The organism is Ruegeria sp. AB10, assembly GCF_056542745.1.
On sequence record NZ_JBQGAI010000006.1, the window covers coordinates 170,459 to 192,874 of the forward strand.

At 60.7% G+C, this 22,416-nt stretch carries 30 protein-coding genes; 18 read left to right on the forward strand and 12 right to left on the reverse strand.

Going from position 1 to position 22,416, the window contains the following annotated elements:
* Nucleotides 1-9: 9 nt before the first annotated feature.
* The 6 genes from def (ACR0NT_RS13780) to speB all read left to right on the forward strand — a co-directional run bounded on the left by def (ACR0NT_RS13780) (nucleotide 10) and on the right by speB (nucleotide 3,301).
* Nucleotides 10-528, forward strand: coding sequence for a peptide deformylase (gene def / locus ACR0NT_RS13780; protein WP_170448116.1), 519 nt, complete (start codon nucleotides 10-12; stop codon nucleotides 526-528).
* Nucleotides 525-1,019 (forward strand): peptide deformylase, encoded by a 495-nt coding sequence (gene def / locus ACR0NT_RS13785; RefSeq protein ID WP_170448004.1) that lies wholly within the window; start codon nucleotides 525-527, stop codon nucleotides 1,017-1,019. The genes def (ACR0NT_RS13780) and def (ACR0NT_RS13785) overlap by 4 nt, the downstream gene beginning before the upstream one ends.
* Nucleotides 1,020-1,021: 2 nt before the next feature.
* The gene (fmt, locus tag ACR0NT_RS13790) at nucleotides 1,022-1,936 is read left to right on the forward strand and encodes a methionyl-tRNA formyltransferase (protein ID WP_170448117.1); all 915 of its coding nucleotides are present in this window, start codon (nucleotides 1,022-1,024) and stop codon (nucleotides 1,934-1,936) included.
* 5 nt (nucleotides 1,937-1,941) lie between these two features.
* Entirely contained in the window at nucleotides 1,942-2,178 is a 237-nt protein-coding gene (locus ACR0NT_RS13795; RefSeq protein ID WP_170448006.1) for a hypothetical protein, read from the forward strand.
* A 1-nt stretch (nucleotide 2,179) separates the two neighbouring features.
* Complete coding sequence (locus tag ACR0NT_RS13800; protein WP_170333744.1) at nucleotides 2,180-2,416, forward strand: GlsB/YeaQ/YmgE family stress response membrane protein; 237 nt, start codon at nucleotides 2,180-2,182, stop codon at nucleotides 2,414-2,416.
* Nucleotides 2,417-2,479: 63 nt separating this feature from the next.
* Nucleotides 2,480-3,301 carry an agmatinase gene (gene speB / locus ACR0NT_RS13805; RefSeq protein ID WP_170448009.1) on the forward strand — a complete coding sequence of 274 codons (822 nt, stop codon included), beginning with the start codon at nucleotides 2,480-2,482 and terminating at the stop codon, nucleotides 3,299-3,301.
* A 47-nt stretch (nucleotides 3,302-3,348) separates the two neighbouring features.
* On the opposite strand, the gene ACR0NT_RS13810 is transcribed toward speB, so the two are convergent.
* The 7 genes from ACR0NT_RS13810 to ACR0NT_RS13840 form a co-directional block, all read right to left on the reverse strand.
* A complete protein-coding gene (locus ACR0NT_RS13810; protein ID WP_170448013.1) occupies nucleotides 3,349-3,720 on the reverse strand; it encodes a DUF4440 domain-containing protein in 372 nt (123 codons plus the stop codon).
* A gap of 91 nt (nucleotides 3,721-3,811) precedes the next feature.
* The gene (locus ACR0NT_RS13815; RefSeq protein ID WP_170448016.1) at nucleotides 3,812-4,435 is read right to left on the reverse strand and encodes a trimeric intracellular cation channel family protein; all 624 of its coding nucleotides are present in this window, start codon (nucleotides 4,433-4,435) and stop codon (nucleotides 3,812-3,814) included.
* Nucleotides 4,432-4,899 (reverse strand): ribonuclease HI, encoded by a 468-nt coding sequence (gene rnhA / locus ACR0NT_RS13820; RefSeq protein ID WP_170448019.1) that lies wholly within the window; start codon nucleotides 4,897-4,899, stop codon nucleotides 4,432-4,434. Before rnhA ends, ACR0NT_RS13815 begins: the two co-directional genes overlap by 4 nt.
* On the reverse strand, nucleotides 4,892-5,476 hold the full coding sequence (locus tag ACR0NT_RS13825) for a class I SAM-dependent methyltransferase (RefSeq protein ID WP_170674058.1): 585 nt from the start codon (nucleotides 5,474-5,476) through the stop codon (nucleotides 4,892-4,894). Before ACR0NT_RS13825 ends, rnhA begins: the two co-directional genes overlap by 8 nt.
* Complete coding sequence (locus ACR0NT_RS13830; RefSeq protein WP_170674056.1) at nucleotides 5,473-5,925, reverse strand: DUF3429 domain-containing protein; 453 nt, start codon at nucleotides 5,923-5,925, stop codon at nucleotides 5,473-5,475. The genes ACR0NT_RS13825 and ACR0NT_RS13830 overlap by 4 nt, the downstream gene beginning before the upstream one ends.
* The gene (gene ispH / locus ACR0NT_RS13835) at nucleotides 5,922-6,872 is read right to left on the reverse strand and encodes a 4-hydroxy-3-methylbut-2-enyl diphosphate reductase (protein WP_170674054.1); all 951 of its coding nucleotides are present in this window, start codon (nucleotides 6,870-6,872) and stop codon (nucleotides 5,922-5,924) included. The genes ACR0NT_RS13830 and ispH overlap by 4 nt, the downstream gene beginning before the upstream one ends.
* Before the next feature lie 195 nt (nucleotides 6,873-7,067).
* A complete protein-coding gene (locus ACR0NT_RS13840; protein ID WP_058283597.1) occupies nucleotides 7,068-7,643 on the reverse strand; it encodes a LabA-like NYN domain-containing protein in 576 nt (191 codons plus the stop codon).
* A 140-nt stretch (nucleotides 7,644-7,783) separates the two neighbouring features.
* Between ACR0NT_RS13840 and folK the strand changes: the two genes are divergently transcribed.
* The 9 genes from folK to rnc all read left to right on the forward strand — a co-directional run bounded on the left by folK (nucleotide 7,784) and on the right by rnc (nucleotide 14,873).
* Nucleotides 7,784-8,353, forward strand: coding sequence for a 2-amino-4-hydroxy-6-hydroxymethyldihydropteridine diphosphokinase (gene folK, locus ACR0NT_RS13845; protein ID WP_170674052.1), 570 nt, complete (start codon nucleotides 7,784-7,786; stop codon nucleotides 8,351-8,353).
* 94 nt (nucleotides 8,354-8,447) lie between these two features.
* Nucleotides 8,448-8,801 (forward strand): DNA-directed RNA polymerase subunit omega, encoded by a 354-nt coding sequence (rpoZ, locus tag ACR0NT_RS13850; RefSeq protein ID WP_170380450.1) that lies wholly within the window; start codon nucleotides 8,448-8,450, stop codon nucleotides 8,799-8,801.
* A 26-nt stretch (nucleotides 8,802-8,827) separates the two neighbouring features.
* Nucleotides 8,828-10,960, forward strand: coding sequence for a RelA/SpoT family protein (locus ACR0NT_RS13855; RefSeq protein WP_170448033.1), 2,133 nt, complete (start codon nucleotides 8,828-8,830; stop codon nucleotides 10,958-10,960).
* A 16-nt stretch (nucleotides 10,961-10,976) separates the two neighbouring features.
* Entirely contained in the window at nucleotides 10,977-11,675 is a 699-nt protein-coding gene (locus ACR0NT_RS13860) for a DUF2062 domain-containing protein (protein ID WP_170448035.1), read from the forward strand.
* A complete protein-coding gene (locus ACR0NT_RS13865) occupies nucleotides 11,668-12,414 on the forward strand; it encodes a pyridoxine 5'-phosphate synthase (RefSeq protein WP_170674050.1) in 747 nt (248 codons plus the stop codon). The genes ACR0NT_RS13860 and ACR0NT_RS13865 overlap by 8 nt, the downstream gene beginning before the upstream one ends.
* Entirely contained in the window at nucleotides 12,414-12,884 is a 471-nt protein-coding gene (locus ACR0NT_RS13870) for a hypothetical protein (protein ID WP_170674048.1), read from the forward strand. The genes ACR0NT_RS13865 and ACR0NT_RS13870 overlap by 1 nt, the downstream gene beginning before the upstream one ends.
* Nucleotides 12,881-13,300 carry a holo-ACP synthase gene (gene acpS, locus ACR0NT_RS13875; protein WP_170448044.1) on the forward strand — a complete coding sequence of 140 codons (420 nt, stop codon included), beginning with the start codon at nucleotides 12,881-12,883 and terminating at the stop codon, nucleotides 13,298-13,300. The genes ACR0NT_RS13870 and acpS overlap by 4 nt, the downstream gene beginning before the upstream one ends.
* A 56-nt stretch (nucleotides 13,301-13,356) precedes the next feature.
* On the forward strand, nucleotides 13,357-14,196 hold the full coding sequence (lepB, locus tag ACR0NT_RS13880) for a signal peptidase I (protein WP_170448048.1): 840 nt from the start codon (nucleotides 13,357-13,359) through the stop codon (nucleotides 14,194-14,196).
* The gene (rnc, locus tag ACR0NT_RS13885) at nucleotides 14,193-14,873 is read left to right on the forward strand and encodes a ribonuclease III (protein WP_170674046.1); all 681 of its coding nucleotides are present in this window, start codon (nucleotides 14,193-14,195) and stop codon (nucleotides 14,871-14,873) included. The genes lepB and rnc overlap by 4 nt, the downstream gene beginning before the upstream one ends.
* Before the next feature lie 73 nt (nucleotides 14,874-14,946).
* On the opposite strand, the gene ACR0NT_RS13890 is transcribed toward rnc, so the two are convergent.
* On the reverse strand, nucleotides 14,947-16,323 hold the full coding sequence (locus tag ACR0NT_RS13890; RefSeq protein ID WP_170674044.1) for a multicopper oxidase family protein: 1,377 nt from the start codon (nucleotides 16,321-16,323) through the stop codon (nucleotides 14,947-14,949).
* Between the two features lie 156 nt (nucleotides 16,324-16,479).
* Here ACR0NT_RS13890 and era point away from each other — a divergent pair, with 156 nt between their 5' ends.
* Both era and ACR0NT_RS13900 read left to right on the forward strand, forming a co-directional pair.
* The gene (gene era / locus ACR0NT_RS13895; protein WP_170448057.1) at nucleotides 16,480-17,388 is read left to right on the forward strand and encodes a GTPase Era; all 909 of its coding nucleotides are present in this window, start codon (nucleotides 16,480-16,482) and stop codon (nucleotides 17,386-17,388) included.
* Nucleotides 17,385-17,714, forward strand: a complete 330-nt coding sequence (locus ACR0NT_RS13900) for a DUF1491 family protein (protein WP_170448060.1) — start codon at nucleotides 17,385-17,387, stop codon at nucleotides 17,712-17,714. Before era ends, ACR0NT_RS13900 begins: the two co-directional genes overlap by 4 nt.
* 15 nt (nucleotides 17,715-17,729) lie before the next feature.
* On the opposite strand, the gene ACR0NT_RS13905 is transcribed toward ACR0NT_RS13900, so the two are convergent.
* Complete coding sequence (locus ACR0NT_RS13905) at nucleotides 17,730-18,503, reverse strand: FkbM family methyltransferase (RefSeq protein WP_170448062.1); 774 nt, start codon at nucleotides 18,501-18,503, stop codon at nucleotides 17,730-17,732.
* A gap of 224 nt (nucleotides 18,504-18,727) precedes the next feature.
* Between ACR0NT_RS13905 and recO the strand changes: the two genes are divergently transcribed.
* Nucleotides 18,728-19,453: a DNA repair protein RecO gene (recO, locus tag ACR0NT_RS13910; RefSeq protein WP_170674041.1), complete on the forward strand. Its 726-nt coding sequence runs from the start codon at nucleotides 18,728-18,730 to the stop codon at nucleotides 19,451-19,453.
* On the opposite strand, the gene ACR0NT_RS13915 is transcribed toward recO, so the two are convergent.
* The 3 genes from ACR0NT_RS13915 to ACR0NT_RS13925 all read right to left on the reverse strand — a co-directional run bounded on the left by ACR0NT_RS13915 (nucleotide 19,437) and on the right by ACR0NT_RS13925 (nucleotide 22,274).
* Nucleotides 19,437-19,829, reverse strand: a complete 393-nt coding sequence (locus ACR0NT_RS13915; RefSeq protein ID WP_170448068.1) for an META domain-containing protein — start codon at nucleotides 19,827-19,829, stop codon at nucleotides 19,437-19,439. The genes recO and ACR0NT_RS13915 overlap by 17 nt on opposite strands.
* A 38-nt stretch (nucleotides 19,830-19,867) precedes the next feature.
* Nucleotides 19,868-20,422 carry a hypothetical protein gene (locus ACR0NT_RS13920; protein ID WP_170448071.1) on the reverse strand — a complete coding sequence of 185 codons (555 nt, stop codon included), beginning with the start codon at nucleotides 20,420-20,422 and terminating at the stop codon, nucleotides 19,868-19,870.
* A gap of 160 nt (nucleotides 20,423-20,582) precedes the next feature.
* Complete coding sequence (locus tag ACR0NT_RS13925) at nucleotides 20,583-22,274, reverse strand: acyl-CoA dehydrogenase family protein (RefSeq protein ID WP_170448075.1); 1,692 nt, start codon at nucleotides 22,272-22,274, stop codon at nucleotides 20,583-20,585.
* Between the last annotated feature and the right edge of the window lie 142 nt (nucleotides 22,275-22,416).

Below are 22,416 nucleotides of genomic sequence, written 5' to 3' on the forward strand. Positions count from 1 at the left end.
ATCAAGCCCATGAAACGCAATATCCTGATCCATCCCGACCCCCGTCTGAAAAAGGTCTGCGCCCCGGTGGCCGACCTGTCGGACGAGCTGCGCAAACTGGCCGACGACATGCTGGAAACGATGTATGACGCCCCCGGTATCGGGCTGGCGGCACCGCAGATCGGCGTGCTGGATCGCCTGATCGTAATGGACTGTGTCAAGGAAGAAGGTGAGACCCCGCGCCCGTTGGTGATGTTCAACCCCGAGGTCATTGCGTCCTCGGACGAAACCAACGTCTATGAAGAAGGCTGCCTGTCGATACCTGAGCAATTCGCCGAGGTGACCCGGCCCAAAGTGGTCGACGTCACGTGGATGGATCGCGATGGCAATTTGCAGCAGGAGTCTTTCGACGGGCTTTGGGCGACCTGCGTGCAGCATGAGATCGATCATCTGAACGGCAAGCTGTTCATCGATTATCTCAAGCCGCTGAAACGTCAGATGATCACGCGCAAGATGCAGAAGCTGAAACGCGAACAGGCCCGCGCATGACCGTCCGTACCTGCCTGCCCTGGCCCGACAATCGCCTGCGGACCAAGGCCGAGGACGTGGCCGAGATCACTGACGACATCCGCGCCATCTGGGAGGACATGATCGACACGATGGAGGCGATGCCCGGCGTTGGCCTCGCTGCGCCCCAGATCGGGGTGATGCTGCGGCTGGCGGTTGTGGATGGCTCGACCGAGCGGGGCAAGGCGGTGCGGTTGGCGAACCCTGAAATCCTGCACAGTTCGATCGAACTGCGCGAGCATGAAGAGGCCAGCCCAAACCTGCCCGGCGTGTCGGCCAAGGTGAAACGCCCCCGCGCGGTGACGGTGAAATTCCTGAACGAACAGGGCATGATTGATCGCCGCGACTTTGTGGGGATCGAGGCCACCAGCGTGCAGCATCAGATCGACCATCTGAACGGCCGGATGTATTTTGATCGGCTCAGCAAAGTGAAACGCGACATGCTGCTGCGAAAAGCCAGGAAACTGGGGTGACCATGCGCGTTGTTTTCATGGGAACACCCGATTTCTCGGTGCCGGTGCTGGACGCGCTGGTCGAGGCCGGGCATGAGATAGCCGCCGTCTACTGCCAGCCCCCGCGTCCGGCGGGGCGGGGCAAGAAAGATCGCCCGACGCCCGTTCATGCACGGGCCGAGGCCTTGGGCCTGACCGTCCGCCATCCGGTTTCGCTGAAATCCCCCGAGGAACAGGCCGCCTTTGCCGATCTGAAAGCCGACGTTGCGGTGGTCGTGGCGTATGGGTTGCTGCTGCCGCAACCCATTCTGGATGCGCCCACGCATGGCTGCCTGAACATCCACGCCAGCCTGCTGCCGCGCTGGCGCGGTGCCGCGCCGATCCATCGCGCGATTATGGCGGGGGATGCGCAGACCGGTATCTGCATCATGCAGATGGAGGCCGGGCTGGACACCGGGCCTGTCCTGCTGCGGCAGGCCACCGATATCGGGCCGCAGGAAACTACGGCGCAGCTGCATGACCGGCTTGCGCCCATGGGGGCCGATCTGATCGTCGAGGCTCTGGCCCGTCTGTCGGAACTGACACCCGAACCTCAGCCCGAGGACGGTATCACCTATGCCTCGAAAATCGACAAGGCTGAGGCGCAGGTGGACTGGACCTGCCCCGCTGTTGAGGTTGATCGCCAAATCCGCGGCCTGTCACCTTTCCCCGGTGCCTGGACCGAGATTTCGGGCGACCGGGTGAAACTGCTGGCCTCAACATTGGCCGACGGGCAGGGCGCGCCCGGAGAGGTTCTGAACGACACACTTCGCGTGGCGTGTGGCGAGGGGGCGATTGACCTGTTGCGCTTGCAGCGGGCAGGGAAGGGTGCGCAGGATGCGGAAACCTTCCTGAGGGGCTGGCCGGTCGCGGCCGGAACCCGCCTGAATTCGGAGTAAGCCAGATGTTCATGGTCCTGATGGGCACCGTCGTGATTGCCGGTATCGTGGGATATCTGTCCGAAAAAACCGGGTTCACGCATAACGGATACCTGCCCTCGATCATCATTTGCGTGGGCGGTGCTTTCCTGTTCTATTTCGTCCGCATCATGTTCGGCATCAGCTTTGGCCCGCCCGGCCTGAACGCCGTAATCTCATCCGTCGGGGCGCTGATCATCGTGCCGACGCATTGGAGGAAATAACGTGCCCGTCATCGCCCTGATCGTTATCGGAGCCGCCGCCGGATTTCTGGCCACCCGCCTGATGCGGATCGAGGCCGACATCCCCACGACCATGCTGATCGGCATTGTGGGTGCGCTGGTGGGCGGCTTCCTGCTGCGCGCACTGATCACTGTGGCGGGCTGGCTGTCGGGCTTTGTCGGCGCCGTGTTGGGCGCGTTGCTGGTGATCTGGATCTGGCAAACCTATCTGCGTCGCTAACCTCTTGACCTTCGGGCGGGTTATCGGCCAGATCGCCGAAACTTTCAATCCGAAAGACCCGCCATGTCAAATGACTTGAACCCCGGTGACGTCGCCCTGATGGGGGTGCCGCTGGACCTGCATTCCTCGTTCCTGCAGGGGCCTGCCTTTGCGCCGGGCCGCATCCGTGAGGCGCTGCATTCCGGGGCGGCCAACTTGACAGCCGAGGATGGCACCGATCTGGGCGCGACCGACCGTTTCAAGGACACAGGCGACCTGGATGTGTTCGAGATGGCTGGACAGGAGCCGATCGACCGGATCGAGGCCGGGGCAGCTATGCGCATCGAAACCGGTGCGCGGCTGTTGTCGCTGGGTGGCGATCACTCGGTGGCCTTTCCGCTGATCAAGGCGCATGCCGAGCGGTATGAGGGGCTGAACATCCTGCATATCGACTCGCACCCCGATCTCTATGACAGTCAGCAGATCGGCCCGCTGGGCCATGGCTGCCCATTCGCGCGGGTGATGGAGACCTGTCAGATCAACCGTCTGGTTCAGGTCGGCATCCGCACCATGAACAAGCACCAGCAGGAACAGGCCGACAAGTTCGGGGTTGAGGTGATCGACATGCAGAACTGGCACCCCGATCTTGAGATCAGTTTTGACGGCCCGGTCTATCTGTCGCTTGATCTGGACGCTCTGGATCCGGCCTTTGCGCCGGGCGTGTCGCATCATGAACCCGGCGGGCTCAGCACGCGTGAGGTGATCAACCTGATCCACCGGTTCAAAGGCCAGTTGGTCGGCGCGGATATTGTCGAGTTGAACCCGCACCGCGACCCGTACGGGATGACCGCGATGGTGGCAGCGAAATTCGTCAAGGAAATCGGCGGGCGGTTGCTGTCACGCTGACGCACACGGGCTTTGCTGTCGAACCCTGACACCGAAAAGGTGTGAAATCAGGGCAAATCGCTGTTGAAGATGGAAATCTTGACCTTCCACGTCCCGTCGGGCTGGCGTTGCAGGACGTTGACGAATTTCCCCTGTTCCGGAGGGTCCGAGTCTTCGATGGCATAAGTCCCGACCTGATACGCCGTATCCCCGCTGACCCCGAAATCGATCAATTCGTTTTTATGCGTGCCTCCGGCGTTTTCTTTGATCCGGGATCGGTAAGTTTCAAGAAAAGCTGCCTTGCCGCGCGTCATAGGCTCGCCGGGTGGCAAAAGCATAATGTCCTCGGTAAAGAATGCAGCGCAGCCTTCTGCATCACCGCGATTGAAGGCCTCGTTATAGGCGGCGTCAAAATCTTCGAGCGTTTTCTTCATATCCATGGGCACTCTCCGTGACGGCTCATGATGAGAACGGAAAGCTGTATCGTGCCACGCAGGGCGCTGAACCACAAACGCGCGTTATTTTGTTCAGCTACTGGCGCGGCGGTCGGCTTTTGTAGACGGGCAACTGCCAGCCAAACATCAGCGACCCGGCCCTCAAGGCCCAGCAGATCAACGCACAGGCGGCCAGCGCCAAAAGTTCCTCAAACCCAAGACGGTCTGCCACCACGGCGGTCAGCGCGCCTGCAAATGCGCAGGAGACATACAGCTCACCCTGTTTCAGAACCAATGGTACCTCGTTGCAGACCACGTCGCGCATCAGCCCGCCCAGACAGCCGGTTGAGATGCCCATCAACACGACAATCACGCCCGATTGGCCCAGCGACAGCGCGGCACCTGTACCGGCGGCCACGGCGACGGACAGGGCGAAACTGTCCAGCCAGATCAGCCAGTTATAGCGGCTTTCGACCAGATGGGCGGTAAAGAACACCAGAACTGCTGCGCCGACAGCGATGAGGATATAGTCAGGCTGCCCGACCCAAAAGATCGAATCCCGGTTCAACAGCAGGTCCCGTACCGTGCCGCCGCCCACTGCCGTCAGGCAGGCGATGAAGGCAAACCCCACCAGATCCAGCTGTGCCCGGCTGGCGACCAATGCGCCGGTCAGGGCAAATACCAGAACCGAGGCATAGTCCAGCAGGGCCAGCCCGCTCACGTCTGCGCCTTTTTCGGCTTGAACGGCGCCATGCCCGCGCGGGCCAGTTCATCGGCTTTTTCGTTTTCGGGGTGACCGGCGTGGCCCTTGACCCATTCCCAGGTCACATCATGGCGGGTCTGCGCCTCATCCAGCCGCTGCCACAGATCGACATTCTTGACCGGTTTCTTGTTCGAGGTTTTCCAGCCGTTCCGCTTCCACCCGAAAATCCAGCCGGTGACGCCGTTTTTCACATAAGCGCTGTCGGTGACAACGGTGATCTTGGACGAACGCTCCAGCGTTTCCAGCGCGCTGATTGCGGCCAGAAGTTCCATGCGGTTGTTGGTGGTCTCGGCCTCGCCGCCCTTCAGCTCGCGCTCTTTCAGGACTTTGTCGCCGTCGGTCGCGCGCAGCAGCACGCCCCAGCCGCCGGGGCCGGGATTGCCGGAACAGGCGCCATCGGTATAGGCAAACAGCTCAGGCATGGGCCAGCACCAGAATGAACCCGTCATAAGACCCGGCCAGACCGGTGCCCATGCCGGTGGTGATCCGGTCGATGATGAAACCAGCCTGTTCCAGCGCCTCTTCGATCTCGGTCTGTGAGAAATAGGTATAGTAGCGATCCAGTTCGTCGCGATGTTCGCCCGTGCCCAGTTTCAGGCCAAGGAACAAGATACCCTCGGGTTTCAGCGCCCGGTGAATCGCCGCCAGATGGCGCGGGAAGTCTGCGCGGGGGGCGTGCAGCAGGGAAAAGCTGCAATAGATGCCGTCATACTCGGCCTCTTCGGTCACGTCGTCAAACGTGCCCAGATGCGCATCAACGCCGTTTTCACGGGCGTGTTCGACAAAGGCCGGAGTTGCGTCCAATGCCCGTACCGTCAGGCCCTCGCGCATGAAAAATCCGCTGTCGGATCCGGGGCCCGCGCCGAGATCCAGAATGTGACCCGCGCCGACGGCCTCGGCAAAGGCCATGCGGGCCTCGATCTGTTCCGGGGGCAGGGGGACCTGAAGATAGTCTGCCACGCGGGTCGTATAGGCGTTGATGGTTCTTTTGTCGCTCACAGGTAAACTCCCACGGCAAGGCAGGCCAGTACGATGGCGGTCAGTGTCACGCGCAGCCGCAACCACCAGGTTGGGGTCAGGCGCCAATAGGCAAAGAGGGCGTCCAGAACCAGTACTCCGGCAAATCCGTACATCAGGTTGATGCCGGTGCTGACCGGACCGCCGCCGGTTTTGAAGAAAACCCACAGCGCGGGCAGAACCGACAGCAGATAGCAGGTCGCCGCCTTGCTGCCCGAGGTCTTGGTGGCGAACCCCCACAGGACACCCGACATAAAGCTGAGGATTACCGAACCGTAAAACAGCTGCACATACGGCCCCACAAAGCGCGATCCAAGCGCCTGTGTTCCCCAGGCGTGCAGATCATCGCTTAGATAGGTCAGCGCGCCCCAGATGAACGGAATCAGCCCGGCCAGTCCCAGGACCAATGGGGCCCTTGGAATGCCTCTCATGCGGGTTGCCTCAGAACGCGAGGGACCTTGAATTCGACGTTTTCAACGGCGGTTTCGACCAGTTCGACGGTGACGTCGTAATGGTCGCGGAACGCGTCTATCACCTCGTTGACCAGCACTTCGGGGGCCGAAGCGCCCGCGGTGATGGCAACGGATGAGATGCCTTCCAGCGCCCGCCAATCTATATCGGTCGCACGTTGCACCAGTTGCGCATAGGTGCACCCGGCGCGCGAGGCGACCTCGACCAAACGACGCGAGTTCGATGAGTTCGGTGCGCCGACCACCAGCAGAGCGTCCGATTTCGGGGCCACGGCCTTCACGGCCTCCTGCCGGTTGGTGGTGGCATAGCAGATGTCTTCCTTGTGCGGGCCGACAATGGCCGGAAACCGGGCCTCGAGCGCGGCCACGATATCCTTGGTGTCGTCCACCGACAGGGTGGTCTGAGTGACATAGGCCAGCTTGTCCGGATCGCGCACCTGCACGGTGGCCACATCTTGGACGGTTTCGACCAACAGAACCTCACCGTCGGGCAATTGGCCCATGGTGCCGACCGTCTCAGGGTGGCCCTTGTGGCCGATCATGATCATCTGCAGCCCGGCATCGGCGTGGCGCTGGGCTTCGACATGGACCTTCGAGACCAGCGGGCAGGTGGCGTCGACATAGATCATCTCGCGCTGCGCAGCCGTCGAGGGCACGGATTTCGGAACGCCGTGGGCCGAAAAAATCACCGGTCGGTCATCGGGGCATTCGTCCAGCTCCTCGACGAACACCGCACCCTGCGCGCGCAACCCGTCGACGACGAACTTGTTGTGCACGATCTCGTGGCGCACATAGACCGGCGCACCCCATTTCTGCAGCGCCATTTCGACGATTTTGATCGCCCGGTCCACACCGGCGCAAAAGCCACGCGGAGCGGCAAGGTAAAGGGTCAGAGTGGGCTTGGTCATGTCGCGATCTCCATAGGCCACAGGTAAGTCTTTTCCCGGCCTTGGTCCAGACGCCACATTGTCATTTGCCTGACATGAATCGGTGCTAGCCAGAGGGCGTTTTCAGCACCTGTTCTTAGTTAAAAAAAGCGCGGTCAGGTTTCCATCCCCTGACCGCGCCTGTTTCTTTCCCCGGCTTGGTGAGCGCTCGGGGCGTTACTGTCCGCCAGCAGCGGCAACGCTGCGCGGCTCCATCGGCATTTCACGCGGAGGCCGCCCGATCACGTCGCGCAGGTCTTCCAGTTCGATGAAATTGTCGGCCTGGCGGCGCAGCTCGTCCGAGATCATCGGCGGCTGACTGCGGATGGTCGAGACGACCGACACGCGCACGCCCTGACGTTGTAGGCTGGCTATCAGCGGGCGGAAATCCCCATCGCCCGAAAACAGCACGATATGATCGACGCGCGGCGCCAGTTCCATGGCATCGACAGTCAGTTCGATATCCATGTTTCCTTTGACTTTCCGACGCCCCATGCTGTCGGTGTATTCTTTTGCCGGTTTTGTCACCATGGTGAAGCCGTTGTAATGCAGCCAGTCAACCAAGGGACGGATCGGCGAATACTCGTCATTTTCGAGCAGCGCTGTGTAGTAAAAAGCACGAAGCATCTTGCCGCGGCGCATGAACTCCTGGCGCAGCAATTTGTAGTCGATGTCAAACCCCAGTGCTTTTGCGGCCGCATAAAGATTCGAGCCGTCGATGAACAGCGCTAGCCGTTCGTCTTTATAAAACATAAATAGATCCTTCCGGTACAAACCAGCGACACCGGTTGTTAGGTGAGTGAGCTAGATAATATGCGGCGCGCTGATAATCCTATAATTAGGGCATTTGATGTGTATCGCAAGCATGCAATTCGCCGAATATAGGGAGTCTAATGAGCAATTTAATGTCAGAAGCGGTGATTGCACTGGGCGGAAATCTCAGTTTGAGAGAATTAGAGCCCAAGGTGACACTTAAAAGGGGAATTGACGCGATTTTGCGTCATGGGGTGGTGATTCGCGCCGTCAGCCGCTTTTTCGAGACCCCTTGTTTCCCGCCCGGCGCGGGGCCGGATTACGTGAATGCAGCCGCTCTGATCGAGACCGACAAGACCCCGGAAGAGCTGTTGCAGGTGTTGCATGCGGTCGAGCATGAATTCGGCCGCGAAAGGGTGCAGCGCTGGGGGATGCGCACGCTGGATCTGGATCTGGTCTGCTACGGCGATCGGGTTCTGCCGGACCGCAGCGTATATGATCGATGGCTGGCACTGCCACCCGAGGCGCAGACGCAGCAAACGCCGGATCAGTTGATCCTGCCGCATCCGCGCCTGCAGGATCGCGCCTTTGTGCTGGTTCCGATGGCGGATGTAGCCCCTGACTGGCGCCATCCGGTGCTGGGCCGGACTGTCACCGAGATGTTGGCAGAGCTGCCTGCCGAAGATATTGCGGCGGTGACCCCTCTGTGAATGATGCATTTGCGGCATTTCTTGCTTGTCAAGGCGGGGATTCGCGCTTAGATAAACGTCTTCCTGACATGGATTCAGTAACGGAGAGCGCCCCATGGCCCGCGTGACGGTTGAAGATTGCGTAGACAAGGTTCCGAACCGGTTCGAACTGGTGATGCTTGCCGCCCATCGTGCGCGCGAGATTTCCGCCGGTGGCCCGATCACCGTCGACCGTGACAACGACAAGAACCCTGTCGTGTCGCTGCGCGAGATCGCGGACGAAACCCAGAGCGCCGACGAATTGCGCGAGCGCCTGATCGAGGCCAACCAGACCCAGATCGAGGTTGATGAGCCGGAAGAAGATCAGATGGCTCTGCTGATGGGTGCGGAATCGGACAAACCGGCCGAAGATGACATGTCAGAAGAGAAGCTGCTGCGCGCTCTGATGGAGGCTCAAGGCCAGGGGTAATTCCCAAAAACGAAGGTGCGGACCGGATGATTTCTGCTGACGACCTGATTGCGCTGGTCCGCAACTACAACCCCAAGACAAATGCCGACCGCATCACCCGCGCTTACGAGTTCGGACGCGAGATGCACGAAGGTCAGTTCCGCCACTCCGGCGAGCCCTATTTCACTCATCCCGTTGCCGTTGCCGCCATCCTGACCGAACAGCGTCTGGATGATGCGACCATTATCACGGCACTGCTGCACGACACGATCGAGGACACCAAAGCCAATTACAGCAAGGTGGCCGAGCTGTTCGGGGATGAGGTCGCCAAGCTGGTCGATGGCGTCACCAAGTTGACCAACCTGCAGCTTTCCAGCCGTGAGACCAAGCAGGCCGAGAACTTCCGCAAGCTGTTCATGGCCATGTCCAAGGACCTGCGGGTCATTCTGGTCAAGCTGGCCGACCGTCTGCACAACATGCGCACGATCAAGGCGATGCGCCCCGAAAAGCAGATCGTCAAAGCGCGCGAGACGATGGACATCTATGCGCCACTTGCAGGCCGGATGGGGATGCAGTGGATGCGCGAGGAGCTGGAAGATCTCGCGTTCCGCGTGCTGAACCCCGAAGGCCGTCAGTCGATCATTCGGCGCTTTATCACTCTGCAACGCGAAACCGGTGACGTGATCCATCGCATCACCGGCGACATGCGGCACGAATTGGAGAAAGCCGGGATCGACGCCGAAGTATTCGGCCGCGCCAAGAAACCCTATTCGATCTGGCGCAAGATGCAGGAAAAAGATCAGGGTTTCTCGCGCCTGTCCGATATCTATGGCTTCCGCATCATCACCCAGACCGAGGAAGATTGCTATCGCACCCTTGGCGCGATCCACCAGCGCTGGCGCGCGGTGCCGGGGCGGTTCAAGGATTACATCAGTCAGCCAAAATCGAACGGGTATCGCTCGATCCACACCACGGTTTCGGGGCGTGACGGCAAGCGGGTCGAGGTTCAGATTCGCACCCGCCAGATGCACGACGTCGCCGAAACCGGTGTTGCGGCGCATTGGTCCTATCGTGATGGTGTGCGCTCGGAAAACCCGTTCGCGGTCGATCCGGCGAAGTGGATTGCAAACCTGACCGAACAGTTCGACAGCGAGGATGACCACGAGGATTTCCTCGAGGCCGTGAAGCTGGAAATGTACTCGGACCAGGTGTTCTGCTTCACGCCCAAGGGGGATGTGGTCAAGCTGCCGCGCGGCGCGACGCCGATTGATTTTGCCTATGCCATCCACACCCGTATCGGCCATGCCTGTGTGGGTGCCAAGGTCGACGGCATCCGCGTGCCGCTGTGGACCCGGATCAAGAACGGGCAATCGGTGGATATCATCACTGCCGATGGCCAGACCCCGCAGGTCACATGGCTTGAGATCGCGGTGACCGGCAAGGCTCGCACTTCGATCCGCCGTGCGCTGCGCGAGGTAGACCGCGAGCGTTTCATCAAGCTGGGCAAGGAATTGGCGCGTTCGGGGTTCGATCATGTGGGCCGCAAGGCTACGGACAAGGCTTTGGATACTGCGGCGAAACACTTGCGGCTGAAGGATCGGCACGAACTGCTGGCCCGTTTGGGCAGTGCCGAATTGACCGCGCATGAGGTGGTCAGTGCGGTCTATCCCGAGCTGACGCAGGATGAAGGCGATGCCATTTCCCCACGCCGCGCGGTGATCGGTTTGGAGCCGGGGCAGAAGTTTGACCGGGCGCCTTGTTGTCAGCCGCTGCCGGGTGAACGCATCGTTGGCATCACCTATCGCGGCAAGGGCGTGGTCGTGCACGCCATCGACTGCGACCGCCTGTCTGAATTCGAAAGCGAGCCCGACCGCTGGGTCGATCTGCACTGGCACTCGGGCACGCACCCGGCCGCTTATGGTGTGACGCTGGATCTGACCATCGGCAACGATGCCGGGGTACTTGGGCGCATTTGCACATTGATCGGTGAGAAAAAGGCCAATATCTCGAACCTGGAATTCGTTGACCGCAAACCGGATTTTTACCGTCTGCTGATCAGTGTCGAACTGCGCGATCTTGAACAGTTGCACTCGCTGATGCTGATGCTTGAGGCCGAAAGCGACGTTGCCGCGGTCGAACGGCATCGGGACAGGGAAAAAACCGCGGTTGCGGCTGGCTGAGAAGGGGTGATCAGGAGTGGTTTTCAAGCGCCGAGACCGACGCTCGCCCATTCGGATCGCTTCGGAGTTTGTCTATCCGCGCGGCGGCTGGACCCGCGCCTTTCACTACGTCAAGCACCGTATCCGGCGGTTGCCGGATTCACCTGAACGTATCGCGCGCGGTGTCGGGGCGGGCGTGTTCACTGCGTTTACGCCGTTTTACGGGTTCCATTTCGTCATAGCGGCCCTGATCAGCCGCCTGATCAACGGCAACCTTCTGGCATCCCTCAGCGGTACGTTTTTCGGTAACCCGCTGACCTATGTGCCCATCGGCGTCATCTGTCTGCAAACCGGGAACTACCTGCTGGGCGACGATTTTGACGAAGGTGAAACTCACGGCCTGATGGACAGCTTTTTCAAGGCGCTGAGTGATCTCAAGAACAATTTCATGGCAATGTTCACCGACCGCGTTGCCGACTGGCGCGGCCTTGCCGTGTTTTATGATGAAGTGTTCTTTCCCTACCTGATCGGGGGCATCTTGCCGGGGCTTCTGGCGGGGTTCATCTGCTATTACCTCAGCCTGCCGGTGGTTCGCACCTACCAACAGCGCCGTCGTGCCCGGATCAAGGCGAAATTCGAGGAAATCAAACGGTTGGCGGAAACCGAACCTGCCGGTCCTGCGGCGAACCCGCTAAATTCGGATCGGAAATCGGAAAAGGAAATAAACGATGTCTGACAACCCCCTGCGCCTGGGTGTAAATATCGACCACGTGGCCACGGTGCGCAACGCTCGCGGCGGGGCTTACCCGGACCCGTTGCGTGCTGCCAAGCTGGCCGAAGATGCCGGGGCGGATGGCATCACCGCCCATCTGCGCGAAGACCGCCGCCATATCTCGGACGCTGATATCGACGGGTTGATGGAGGTTCTGTCGGTGCCGCTGAACTTTGAAATGGCCGCCACGCCCGAGATGCAGAAAATCGCCCTGCGCCACAAACCGCACGCGGTCTGCATCGTGCCCGAAAAACGCGAGGAACGTACGACCGAAGGCGGGCTTGAGGTCGCGCGCGAGGAAAACAAGCTGACCCACTACATTGCCCCCCTGCGCGAGGCGGGTTGCCGCGTGTCCATCTTCATCGCCGCCGATCAGCGCCAGATCGAAGCCGCCCACCGCATCGGGGCCGAAGTGATCGAACTGCACACCGGCGCCTATTGCGACGCCCATGCCGAGGGCCGCACGGACGAGGCTGCGCGCGAACTGGAAAGCCTGCGTGACATGTCCGCCTTTGCCCATTCACTGGGGCTTGAGGTCCATGCCGGGCACGGCCTGACTTACGAAACGGTGCAGCCCATCGCGGCATTCCCCGAGGTGCGTGAGCTGAATATCGGCCACTTCCTGATCGGCGAGGCGATCTTTCGCGGCCTCACCCCGGCCATTGCCGAGATGCGCCGACTGATGGATGAGGCGCGCGCATAATGGCTCGAGAGATCCCTGCACCCGCGACAAAAGCGACTGTAAAGTTTGACCACGTTACCTACGTGGGTCTCGTCTTTGCGGTTTTGGTGGCCTTTTCCGTCGCAAGGCGCGTTCTTGAATTTGATCTGCCTTTCCCGCTGATGCCAATGAGTGTCGCACTTGTGGCGGCGGCGTTCTTTTACGGGGTATGGGCCGGTCGGACCGGCAAGCATTGCGACCCTTCGTTCAAAAGTTGGATCATTGCCAGAAAAATGGTCCTGACCGGGCTGTGCATCGTTCTGGGGCTTTTCCTGTTCCAGGTTTTTGTGTTGGGTCTTTGGACTCTGATGGATGACGGAACAGTGCTGATCGGATATGCCGTCCAGATCGTTGCCGTCGGTTTTATCTCATTCGTTTTTTGTCGATTTGCTTTCATGCTTGGCGTCAAAAGGGGCTTTGCGGTGTATCTGAAAAAGAACCAAAGCGCATGATCCTTGGTATTGGCACGGACCTTGCGAATATCGACCGCATTCAGGGCACGCTTGATCGGTTTGGCGACCGGTTTCGCAATCGCGTTTTCACCGACATCGAACAAAGCAAGGCCGAACGTCGCGCCGATACGGCGGGGACTTACGCCAAACGCTGGGCCGCAAAAGAGGCGTGTTCCAAAGCGCTGGGCACCGGTCTGCGCATGGGCATTGCGTGGAAGGACATGGCGGTCACCAACCTGCGCACCGGTCAGCCGGTCATGCACGTCACCGGCTGGGCCGCAGAACGTTTGAAAGAGATGACGCCCGACGGGCATGAGGCGATCATCCACGTCACCCTGACCGATGATCACCCCTGGGCGCAGGCCTTCGTGGTGATCGAGGCCAGGCCGCTGCAAGATCAGGGCGCGCAGCCTTGACTTGCCCCCTGTGGCCCCGCATGTAGCACCCAACAACGCAAGGACCGGAGAGCAGTATGGCCGAGGACGTGAAAACCGGAAATCCCGTATGGGAGACGATCAAAACCATCGTCTATGCCCTGCTGATCGCGGGTGTTTTCCGCACCCTGTTCTTTCAGCCGTTCTGGATTCCCTCGGGATCAATGAAACAGACCCTGCTGATCGGGGATTTCCTGTTCGTCAACAAGATGGCCTATGGCTATTCCTACGCGTCCTGTCCCAGCCTGATCATTCCCCGCGTTGGTCTGGACATCGACGCCGAAGATATCTGTGGCTGGATGCAGGGCAACGAGAATTCCCGCTTTCTGGGCGGAGAGCCCGAGCGCGGCGACGTCATCGTCTTTCGCCATCCGGCCACCGGGCGCGACTATATCAAACGCCTGATCGGCCTGCCGGGTGACCGCATTCAGATCCGGGCAGGTCAGATCATCCTGAACGGCACGCCGGTGCCGCAACAGCCCGATGGTGTCTTTACCGAAACGGCCGCGCCGCAAGGCCCGCAACGCCTGCGCCCGCGCTGTGAAAACGGACCGGTCGGCGTTGGCGGCGCCTGCGAGAAATCCCGTTCGATTGAAACTCTGCCCAATGGCGTCACGTACGATGTGCTGAATATCGGAAACCAGGCGTCCGACAACACAGGCATCTATACCGTACCCGAAGGCCACTATTTCTTTATGGGCGATAACCGCGACAATTCCAGCGACAGCCGCCTGCCGCTTTCCGCCGGCGGTGTGGGGTATGTGCCTTATGAAAACCTGATCGGTCGGGCCGACCGGATCATGTTCTCGTCCGCTGGCCGGTCGATGCTGTTCTTCTGGACCTGGCGCAGCGATCGCTTCTTCAAGGCGGTCAATTGAAGCTCTCGGCCGATATCAAAGCGTTTCAGAAGCGTTTGGGGTATGAGTTTACCAAACCCGAGCTTCTGGTGCGTGCTCTGACGCACGGGTCCGTCTCATCTGCCACGCGGCCCGACAACCAACGGTTGGAGTTTCTGGGCGACCGGGTTCTGGGCCTGGTCATGGCCACCGCGCTGCTTGAGGCCGACAAGAAAGCCTCGGAAGGGCAGCTTGCTCCTCGTTTCAATGCGCTGGTCCGCAAAGAGGCCTGCGCCGATGTCGCCCGCCAGATCGATCTGGGCGCGGTGCTGAAACTGGGCCGGTCAGAGATGCTGTCAGGCGGCCGCCGCAAACAGGCCCTGCTGGGCGACGCGATGGAGGCTGTCATTGCCGCCGTCTACCGCGACGCCGGGTTCGAGGCGGCGCGTGATGTGATCCTTGCGCTTTGGGGGAACCGCATCCACACGGTTGAGGCAGACGCCCGCGATGCCAAGACGTCGCTGCAGGAATGGGCACAGGCGCGGGGGCAGAAACCGCCCAGCTATGTCGAGATCAAACGCAGCGGTCCGGACCACGCACCCGTTTTCACAATCGCTGCCCGCTTGCAGGACGGGACCGAGGCGCAGGCCACTGCGGGATCAAAGCGTCAGGCCGAACAGGCCGCAGCCAAGGCCTTGCTGGAAAACCTGCCCAAGTAGACGCTCCAGACGCCAACGGGATCCGTCTTTATCTGGCCCCCTGCCGGTCGGATTGGCGCAGCCAATTCGACCCTCAAACCACCCGGATGAACCCGGTCAACCCGGTTTTCTGATGCTCGATTACATGGCAGTGGAATGCCCAGTCCCCGCGATTGTCTCCAACCAGGGCGATGTCCACAACCTCATCCTTCAGCAGCAACATCGTGTCTGTCATCAGCGGCGGCAAGCTGCGCAGGTTTGACGTCAACGGCAAGAAAGCCAGCCCGTGCAAATGGATCGGGTGCAGGTTCGGAGACTCATTGCGCAGACGCAGAACATAGCTTTTGCCCATCTCCAGTGTCGCCAATGGGCCAACTCCCTGCGCCGCGTCACCGGGCCACGGGGTTCGATTGATGGACCAGAAATTATACCCCAGCGAGCCACAGAACCCGTTGACCGGCTCACCCCCCTCGGGCGTCCAGCCGAAGACAAATTCATGCAGTTCCGCCGTGCTCAGATCGGGCTTGGCCACCGGGTTTGCCGGCAAGGGGCGCAATTCGCGCAGATCGCGTGCCACGGACGCCCCGACCGCACGCAAGCGAGTCATCGCCCGAGGCGGCTGACCTGGGAATTTTGCCATCAAATCAACAGTCTGTCCTTCGTCAGAAGGCATATGAACCGCAAAATCCACCCTTTGCCCCGGGCCAACCAACAGTGGCGCTTCGGCGCTGGGCATTTGCACCTCGACCTCGACAGGGTGGCCGTCCCAGGCAATGATCCGGGCCTCGGCACCCTGCAAATGGATTTTATAGATGCGGGTCGTGTCCGTGTTGACCACCCGCAGCCGCACCAGACCGCCAGCCGCGTGATCATAGACCGGCCCGTCCAGCCAGTTCGCCGTCTGCACGTTGCCGAATGTTCCGGCCCGTGCTGCCCCGCGTGCCGTGTAAGCAGGCAGAAAGCCCCTATCCTCATCCAGCCGGAAATCGCGCAGGTTGACCACCTGCTCGCTGTCAAAGCCGGGGTCTTCAGCCTCGGCAACCACCATAACGCCGGTCAGGCCATGGGCCATCTGCTCCATCGTCATGCAATGGGGGTGATACCAGTAGGTGCCCGCGTCTGGCGGGGTGAATTCATAGTCGAACAGCTCACCCGGCCCGATTGGCATCTGGGTCAGATAGGGCACTCCGTCCATCCCGTTGGGAATGCGCAGCCCGTGCCAGTGCATCGCCGTGTAGTCGGGCAGGGTATTGCGCACCGGCAGACGCATCACTTCGCCTTGTTTGCCATAAAGAACCGGGGGCGGCGCATCCGGCGACAGGCTGACCATACCGGTGGTGGCACGCTCGCGGAGGGCAAAGCTGGCCGGTTGGACAACCAGTTCCTGAGCGCCAGCTGCCAGTTCGATTCCACCCAAGCCCAACGCGCCAGCGGCGGCGCCGCTGCCCAAGAGAAACTCACGACGTTTCATATCTGCCTCATAGAAGGGTTGCCGCCTGGCTGGGTCTGGCACGGCGTGATGCGGTTCTGCCACCGTAACCTCATGGCTGCAATGCGACAAATCCCTCTGGTCCAAAGGGTCAATCTGCTATAGGGGTGCGCACTTGCAAATAGGATCGCAGGACACATGACCACACGCGCCGGATTTATCGCCCTGATCGGAGAGCCCAACGCAGGCAAATCCACCCTTCTGAATCGCATGGTCGGGGCCAAGGTCTCGATCGTGACGCATAAGGTGCAGACCACCCGCGCCCGCATCCGCGGCGTGGCGATGGAGGGTGATGCGCAGTTGGTGTTCGTGGATACGCCCGGCCTGTTCAAACCGCGCCGCCGTCTGGACCGCGCCATGGTCGCCGCCGCCTGGGGCGGGGCGGCGGATGCCGATGTCGTGGTGCTGATGGTCGAGGCGCATCGCGGCATAACTGAAGGTGTGGAACGCATCCTGGAAGGTCTGGAAGAGATCGGGCAGGGCCGCACCATCGCGCTGGCGATTAACAAGATCGATAAAGTACCCTCCGAGAAGCTGCTCGCGCTGACCAGCGACCTGAACGGGCGCTATCCCTTTGCCGAGACATTTATGATTTCCGCCGAAAAGGGCTATGGCGTGGATGACCTGCGCGCGTGGCTTGCGGCGGAATTGCCCGAAGGTCCTTGGCTCTACCCCGAAGATCAGATCGCCGATCTGCCCCTGCGCATGATCGCAGCCGAGATGACGCGCGAGAAACTGACCCTGCGCCTGCATCAGGAACTGCCTTACCAACTGACCGTCGAGACCGAGAAATGGGAGGAACGCAAGGACGGTTCCGCCAAGATTGACCAAGTCATCTATGTCATGCGCGACGGCCACAAAGGCATCGTGCTGGGTAAACGCGGCGAGACGATCAAGGCCGTCAGCCAGGCTGCACGCGCTGAATTGGAAGAGTTTCTGGATCGTAAGATTCACCTGTTCCTGCAGGTCAAGGTCCGGCCCAACTGGTTGGAGGAGTCCGAGCGCTATTCGGAAATGGGTCTGGATTTCAAAGACGGCAACGCATGACCCGCCTGACGGCTGAATTCTGGGTCCACGCCTATCTGGCGCGGCTTCGCTTTCAGGAAATCCCGGCCTTTGTTGTCGCACATGGCGATGACACGGCGGGGGCAGTTCTGGTCAAACTGAACACGCTGAACGGTCAGGCAGTAGCATTCCAGCGCAGCTTTGACCTGATGAGCGGTGATCGCAAATGGGTCGAACTGTCCACCGGCCCCGAGGCGGATGTGGACACCGCCATCGAACGCCAGCGCAGCTTTGACCCCGACCTATGGGTGATCGAGGTCGAGGACCGGCAGGGGCGGCATCTGCTGGGCGAAGAGGGTTTGGAGTAGGGCGCGCGTGGGCCGTCAATCCAACCGGTAAAGCGTATTGCGACCGAACTTTCCCCGAAGCTCATAGCCTGACCGCAGAAGAAGCCCCTCAAGATCTGCGGCCCAATGCTTGTCATGTTGAACCTCGAAGAACAGCGCTTTGGGGCGTTGCGCGACCGGTGCTTCGGAAATCAGCGGGGCCAGAACCCGATCTTCCTGACCCTCAACATCCACTTTGACAAAATCAATCGCCGTTTTGGGGTCTGGGGGAAGGAACTCGGTCAGTTTACGGACCTCGACCTGTATTTTGTGCGCTCCGCGCATCGGTTCATTGAGACGAGCCAGGCCAAGGTTTCCGTTGGCGGGTACAAACAGGTCCATCTCTGCGTGCTCGTCGGAAATGGCACAATCGTGCACCTCGACAGATTTGAATTCGTTGAGACGGATGTTTTCCTCGAGCCGCGCGCGCATCACAGGGTTCGGTTCGAAGGCATGTATCACTGAACCTGGGGCGGCCACCGCAGCCAGCCGCAGTGTATGGGCCCCGGCATTCGCGCCGACATCGTAGGCGACAATCGGTCTGTCGCGGGGCAAACCCTGTAGGATGTGCCGCAATGCCCGTTCCTCCTGCGTGCGCCCCATGCGCCAGATCTGAAACTCTGTGTTGTTGTCCGCAGGGTGGATGCGCATGCGGCACCCTTTGTAATCCGTTTCGGTCGGCTTCAACTCGCGCCGGATGCGTTTTCTGGTGTGGTTCGGTGTCTTTGGATCATTGAAAATGTCGCGGAGAAGGTCGTTCGGCCAGTCCATATGTAATGGTCCCGTTTTTTAGAATGCGCATCTTTAGGGGATGTCTAACAGGCGGGCCAAACGTGGAAAACGGCAAACTGCCCTTTACCCGTGCAACTTTGCACATGCAGATGTTGTGCCGGTGCCACAAGCCTGCGCGGGGTCTCATTGTCAGCCCACGCTTGCGCCCGGCGCGCGGGTGGGCTTTCTATGGGCATCATCCACTGAATACCGGAGCCCACGATTTGGACTGGCGCGATCACGGCATACTATTGACGACTCGCCGCCACGGCGAAACGGCCGCGATTATCGAGGTCTTTACCGAAGGCCACGGGCGTCATGCCGGTGTCGTGCGCGGTGGGACCAGCCGCAAGATTGCACCGATCCTACAGCCCGGTGCGCAGTTGGATGTGCTCTGGCGTGCGCGGCTTGAGGAGCATATCGGCACGTTTCAGGTAGAACCCCTGCGATCGCGGGCGGCGGCTGCGTTTTCGGGGCGGCTGGCGTTGGCCGGGTTGAACGCGGTGGTGTCGCTGCTGTCGTTTTGCCTGCCCGAGCGCGAGCCGCATCCGGCGATCTACAGGCAGACCGAACAACTGATGGACTTGCTGGGGCAGGATGAGGTCTGGCCGCTGGCCTATCTGCGCTGGGAACTGGCGCTGCTTGAGGATCTGGGCTTTGGTCTGGACCTGTCTGGCTGTGCGGTGACCGGCGCGACCGAAGGGCTGGCCTACGTCTCGCCCAAGACTGGCCGGGCCGTCAGCGCCCAAGGTGCGGGACAGTGGGCGGACAAGCTGTTGCCCCTGCCGCCTTGTCTGCGCGGTGAAGGCGCCGCGCCGGATGCCGAGATTGCCGAGGCGCTGCGGACGACCGGGTATTTTCTGAAGCACCGGGTTGCGCCCTCATTGGGCCACCATCCGCCGCCCGAGGCGCGGGAGCGGTTTGTGGATCAGTTCACTCGGCGGCTGTGAACACCATCTCGTGCCCGTCATCGTTGCGCAGGATCAGCACATCCCCTGACACTTCGGATTGGGTCATGGCCATGAGAGCGGCGAAGTAAAAGCCCTCGGCCTCAAGCCCGGCACAGGCGGCGCGGGTGGCGGCCAGATCCACAATCTCGAACCACGGATAAGGTGCGTTCAGAGTGCCGCTGTAGCTGTTGCAGGGAGCGTTGCCTTCGATCTTTCCTGTCTCGGGAAAGCGTAGCAAGGCGCTGGCCTCGTAAGGCTGCCCGTCGATCTCATACAGCGTCCATGTCCGATCCGCCGCGCCATAGGCGGCGACCGTCTCATCCTTTTCGCATTGGAACAGGGCAAGCAGGGGCAGGGTCAGGATCAGGCGTGTCATGGATCGGTCTTAGCTTAACAGGGTGATCTGCGAAACGGTTAGTAGGGAAGCTCGCCGCTGATCAACTCTTCCCGCACGTCCAGACGGGGGCGCCAATTGTACCTAGTGTCCTCTCGCACGGGTGCCCATGTCAGCGCGCCGCTTGCGCGCCACGGATCAAGGATGATCCCGTCATACATCGAATCCCCCTTGGCGCTGATCAGGGCCGAGTGGTGGATGATCCGGAACTGCGTCGGCGGAGACGTGGCCCAGTGCAGGTCCAGCGTGCGGAAGTTTTCCTGCCGCAGGCGTGTCGTCATGGCTTGCGCCCAGTCGTTGCACAGGCCCTTTTCACGAAAGCCATTGATGATCTTGGCGTTGTGAATGATGGCCGAGTCGGTGACGTTCCATTCGTGCTTCAATTGCCTCGAATAGCTGTAGGCGATTGTGGCAGCGGTTTGCGCCTCGACCGGGTCGACCTTTGGGTCGAGGGATTGGATGGCCTGAGCCAGATCGTCGATATCGTTCTGCGTCGCGGTCGGCTGTGTCTTGGCGCAGCCACTCAGGGCGAGGGCTGTGAGGACCGCCCAAAGTGCGAAAAATCGTCTGGTCATTTCGTGTGCCATTCTTTTTGAAGCGCAGGGTGCTCTAACCGGGTTGCCGCCTGAGATCAAAGGGGAAGTTCACGTATCGGCGGATCACAACCTGTATCCAAGAGAAAAAGACCCGGCGCTAAGGCCGGGTCAGTCGGGGAAACAGGAATGCCGAATTCGGTCATCCGAGCAGACGTCGTGCGATGACCTGTGCCTGAATTTCGGCAGCCCCTTCGAAAATGTTCAGAATGCGCGCGTCGCACAGAACGCGGCTGATCTTGTATTCCAGCGCAAAGCCGTTGCCGCCGTGGATCTGCAGACCGTTATCCGCAGCCGCCCACGCGACGCGTGCACCCAGCAGCTTGGCCATCCCGGCCTCAAGGTCACAGCGCTGGCCGTGATCCTTTTCCCAGGCCGAGAAATAGGTCAGTTGGCGTGCGATCATGATTTCAACCGCCATCATCGCCAGCTTACCCGAGACACGCGGGAAGTTGATCAGAGATTTGCCGAACTGCTTGCGGTCAACCGCGTATTGCATGGCGATATCCAGCGCGCTTTGCGCCACGCCAATGGCGCGGGCGGCGGTCTGGATGCGGGCGGATTCAAAGGTTTCCATCAGCTGTTTGAAGCCTTTGCCCTCTTCGCCGCCCAACAGGTTCTCGCCTTTGACTTTGAAGCCGTCAAAACCCAGCTCGTATTCCTTCATGCCGCGATAGCCCAGAACCTCGATCTCGCCGCCGGTCATGCCGGGAGTGGGGAAGGGGTTCTCGTCGGTGCCCGGCGTTTTCTCGGCCAGGAACATGGACAGGCCGCGGTGGTCGGTTGTGTCGGGGTTGGTACGGGCCAGCAGGGTCATAACATGGGTGCGCGCCGCGTGGGTGATCCATGTCTTGTTGCCGGTGATCTCGTAATCGCCGTCCGCGTTCTTGACCGCGCGAGTGCGCAGGCTGCCAAGGTCCGATCCGGTGTTCGGTTCGGTGAATACGGCGGTCGGCAGAATTTCTGCACTGGCCAGCTTCGGCAACCAGTTTGCTTTCTGCTCGTCGGTGCCGCCTGCGATGATCAGCTCGGCCGCGATCTCGGACCGCGTGCCCAGCGAGCCGACGCCGATATAGCCGCGTGACAGTTCCTCGGACACCACGCACATCGAGGCTTTGGACAGGCCGAAGCCGCCGAACTCTTCGGGGATGGTCAGGCCGAACACACCCATTTCGGCCAGTTCCTCGATGATCTCGATCGGGATCAGCTCGTCCTTGAGGTGCCAGTCATGGGCATTCGGTTCGACCTTTTCCTGCGCATAGCGGCGGAACTGGTCGCGGATCATTTCCAGCTCTTCATCCAGACCCGAGGCGCCGAACATGGTCGCGCCGGCCTGATCCTCCATCAGGGCTACCAACCGCGTACGGGCGGCCTGAGAGTTGGCCTGCGCCATCAAGGTCTGCACTTCAGAACATTGGAAGCCCGACAGCGCGTCCCAGCCAAGACCCATATCCTGCAGACGTACGACCTCGCCCTGGTTCATCGGAATGCCGCCCGCGACCTGATGCAGGTATTCACCAAAGGCGATCTGGTGCAGCAACTGTTCCATCTCGCCAAACTTGCCATCCGCCTCCAGCGCGTCGGCCCAGCGTTGCATCTGTTGCAGAGACTGGTTGTACGTTGCCAGCCAGGCCAGACCATGTGCGGCGGTCTGGTTCGCCTCGATCAGCGCGCCAGAGACCCGGCCATCGTCGGTGACCATCTCACGAACCGTTTCGCGGGCGCGTTCAAACACGGTTTCGACAGCGGGCAGAGCTGCGCGGGTCAGCGTCAGAAGCTCGGGCAAAATCGCGGATGTTGTCATCTGGGTCATATCCTGTCCGTCATGGGCCATGAATCAGGTCCTTCTCTGGTGTCGTCCGGTCATATCATGCTGCACGTGCAGCGCAACAAAAATACGTATAGAGCTGCTAGAAAGTTCGAAAATTGCTTTGACAATTTTGCGGTGCAGCGCCCGCCAAGAGTGATATCACGGG

Excerpts from the sequence above, each read along its gene's own strand:
- def (WP_170448116.1), top strand. The coding sequence starts at position 10 with ATGAAACGCAATATCCTGATCCATCCCGACCCCCGTCTGAAAAAGGTC.
- def (WP_170448004.1), top strand. The coding sequence starts at position 525 with ATGACCGTCCGTACCTGCCTGCCCTGGCCCGACAATCGCCTGCGGACC.
- fmt (WP_170448117.1), top strand. The coding sequence starts at position 1,022 with ATGCGCGTTGTTTTCATGGGAACACCCGATTTCTCGGTGCCGGTGCTG.
- ACR0NT_RS13795 (WP_170448006.1), top strand. The coding sequence starts at position 1,942 with ATGTTCATGGTCCTGATGGGCACCGTCGTGATTGCCGGTATCGTGGGA.
- speB (WP_170448009.1), top strand. The coding sequence starts at position 2,480 with ATGTCAAATGACTTGAACCCCGGTGACGTCGCCCTGATGGGGGTGCCG.
- ACR0NT_RS13810 (WP_170448013.1), bottom strand. The coding sequence starts at position 3,720 with ATGGATATGAAGAAAACGCTCGAAGATTTTGACGCCGCCTATAACGAG.
- rnhA (WP_170448019.1), bottom strand. The coding sequence starts at position 4,899 with ATGCCTGAGCTGTTTGCCTATACCGATGGCGCCTGTTCCGGCAATCCC.
- ACR0NT_RS13830 (WP_170674056.1), bottom strand. The coding sequence starts at position 5,925 with ATGAGAGGCATTCCAAGGGCCCCATTGGTCCTGGGACTGGCCGGGCTG.
- ispH (WP_170674054.1), bottom strand. The coding sequence starts at position 6,872 with ATGACCAAGCCCACTCTGACCCTTTACCTTGCCGCTCCGCGTGGCTTT.
- ACR0NT_RS13840 (WP_058283597.1), bottom strand. The coding sequence starts at position 7,643 with ATGTTTTATAAAGACGAACGGCTAGCGCTGTTCATCGACGGCTCGAAT.
- folK (WP_170674052.1), top strand. The coding sequence starts at position 7,784 with ATGAGCAATTTAATGTCAGAAGCGGTGATTGCACTGGGCGGAAATCTC.
- rpoZ (WP_170380450.1), top strand. The coding sequence starts at position 8,448 with ATGGCCCGCGTGACGGTTGAAGATTGCGTAGACAAGGTTCCGAACCGG.
- ACR0NT_RS13855 (WP_170448033.1), top strand. The coding sequence starts at position 8,828 with ATGATTTCTGCTGACGACCTGATTGCGCTGGTCCGCAACTACAACCCC.
- ACR0NT_RS13865 (WP_170674050.1), top strand. The coding sequence starts at position 11,668 with ATGTCTGACAACCCCCTGCGCCTGGGTGTAAATATCGACCACGTGGCC.
- ACR0NT_RS13870 (WP_170674048.1), top strand. The coding sequence starts at position 12,414 with ATGGCTCGAGAGATCCCTGCACCCGCGACAAAAGCGACTGTAAAGTTT.
- acpS (WP_170448044.1), top strand. The coding sequence starts at position 12,881 with ATGATCCTTGGTATTGGCACGGACCTTGCGAATATCGACCGCATTCAG.
- lepB (WP_170448048.1), top strand. The coding sequence starts at position 13,357 with ATGGCCGAGGACGTGAAAACCGGAAATCCCGTATGGGAGACGATCAAA.
- ACR0NT_RS13890 (WP_170674044.1), bottom strand. The coding sequence starts at position 16,323 with ATGAAACGTCGTGAGTTTCTCTTGGGCAGCGGCGCCGCCGCTGGCGCG.
- era (WP_170448057.1), top strand. The coding sequence starts at position 16,480 with ATGACCACACGCGCCGGATTTATCGCCCTGATCGGAGAGCCCAACGCA.
- ACR0NT_RS13900 (WP_170448060.1), top strand. The coding sequence starts at position 17,385 with ATGACCCGCCTGACGGCTGAATTCTGGGTCCACGCCTATCTGGCGCGG.
- ACR0NT_RS13905 (WP_170448062.1), bottom strand. The coding sequence starts at position 18,503 with ATGGACTGGCCGAACGACCTTCTCCGCGACATTTTCAATGATCCAAAG.
- ACR0NT_RS13915 (WP_170448068.1), bottom strand. The coding sequence starts at position 19,829 with ATGACACGCCTGATCCTGACCCTGCCCCTGCTTGCCCTGTTCCAATGC.
- ACR0NT_RS13920 (WP_170448071.1), bottom strand. The coding sequence starts at position 20,422 with ATGACCAGACGATTTTTCGCACTTTGGGCGGTCCTCACAGCCCTCGCC.
- ACR0NT_RS13925 (WP_170448075.1), bottom strand. The coding sequence starts at position 22,274 with ATGGCCCATGACGGACAGGATATGACCCAGATGACAACATCCGCGATT.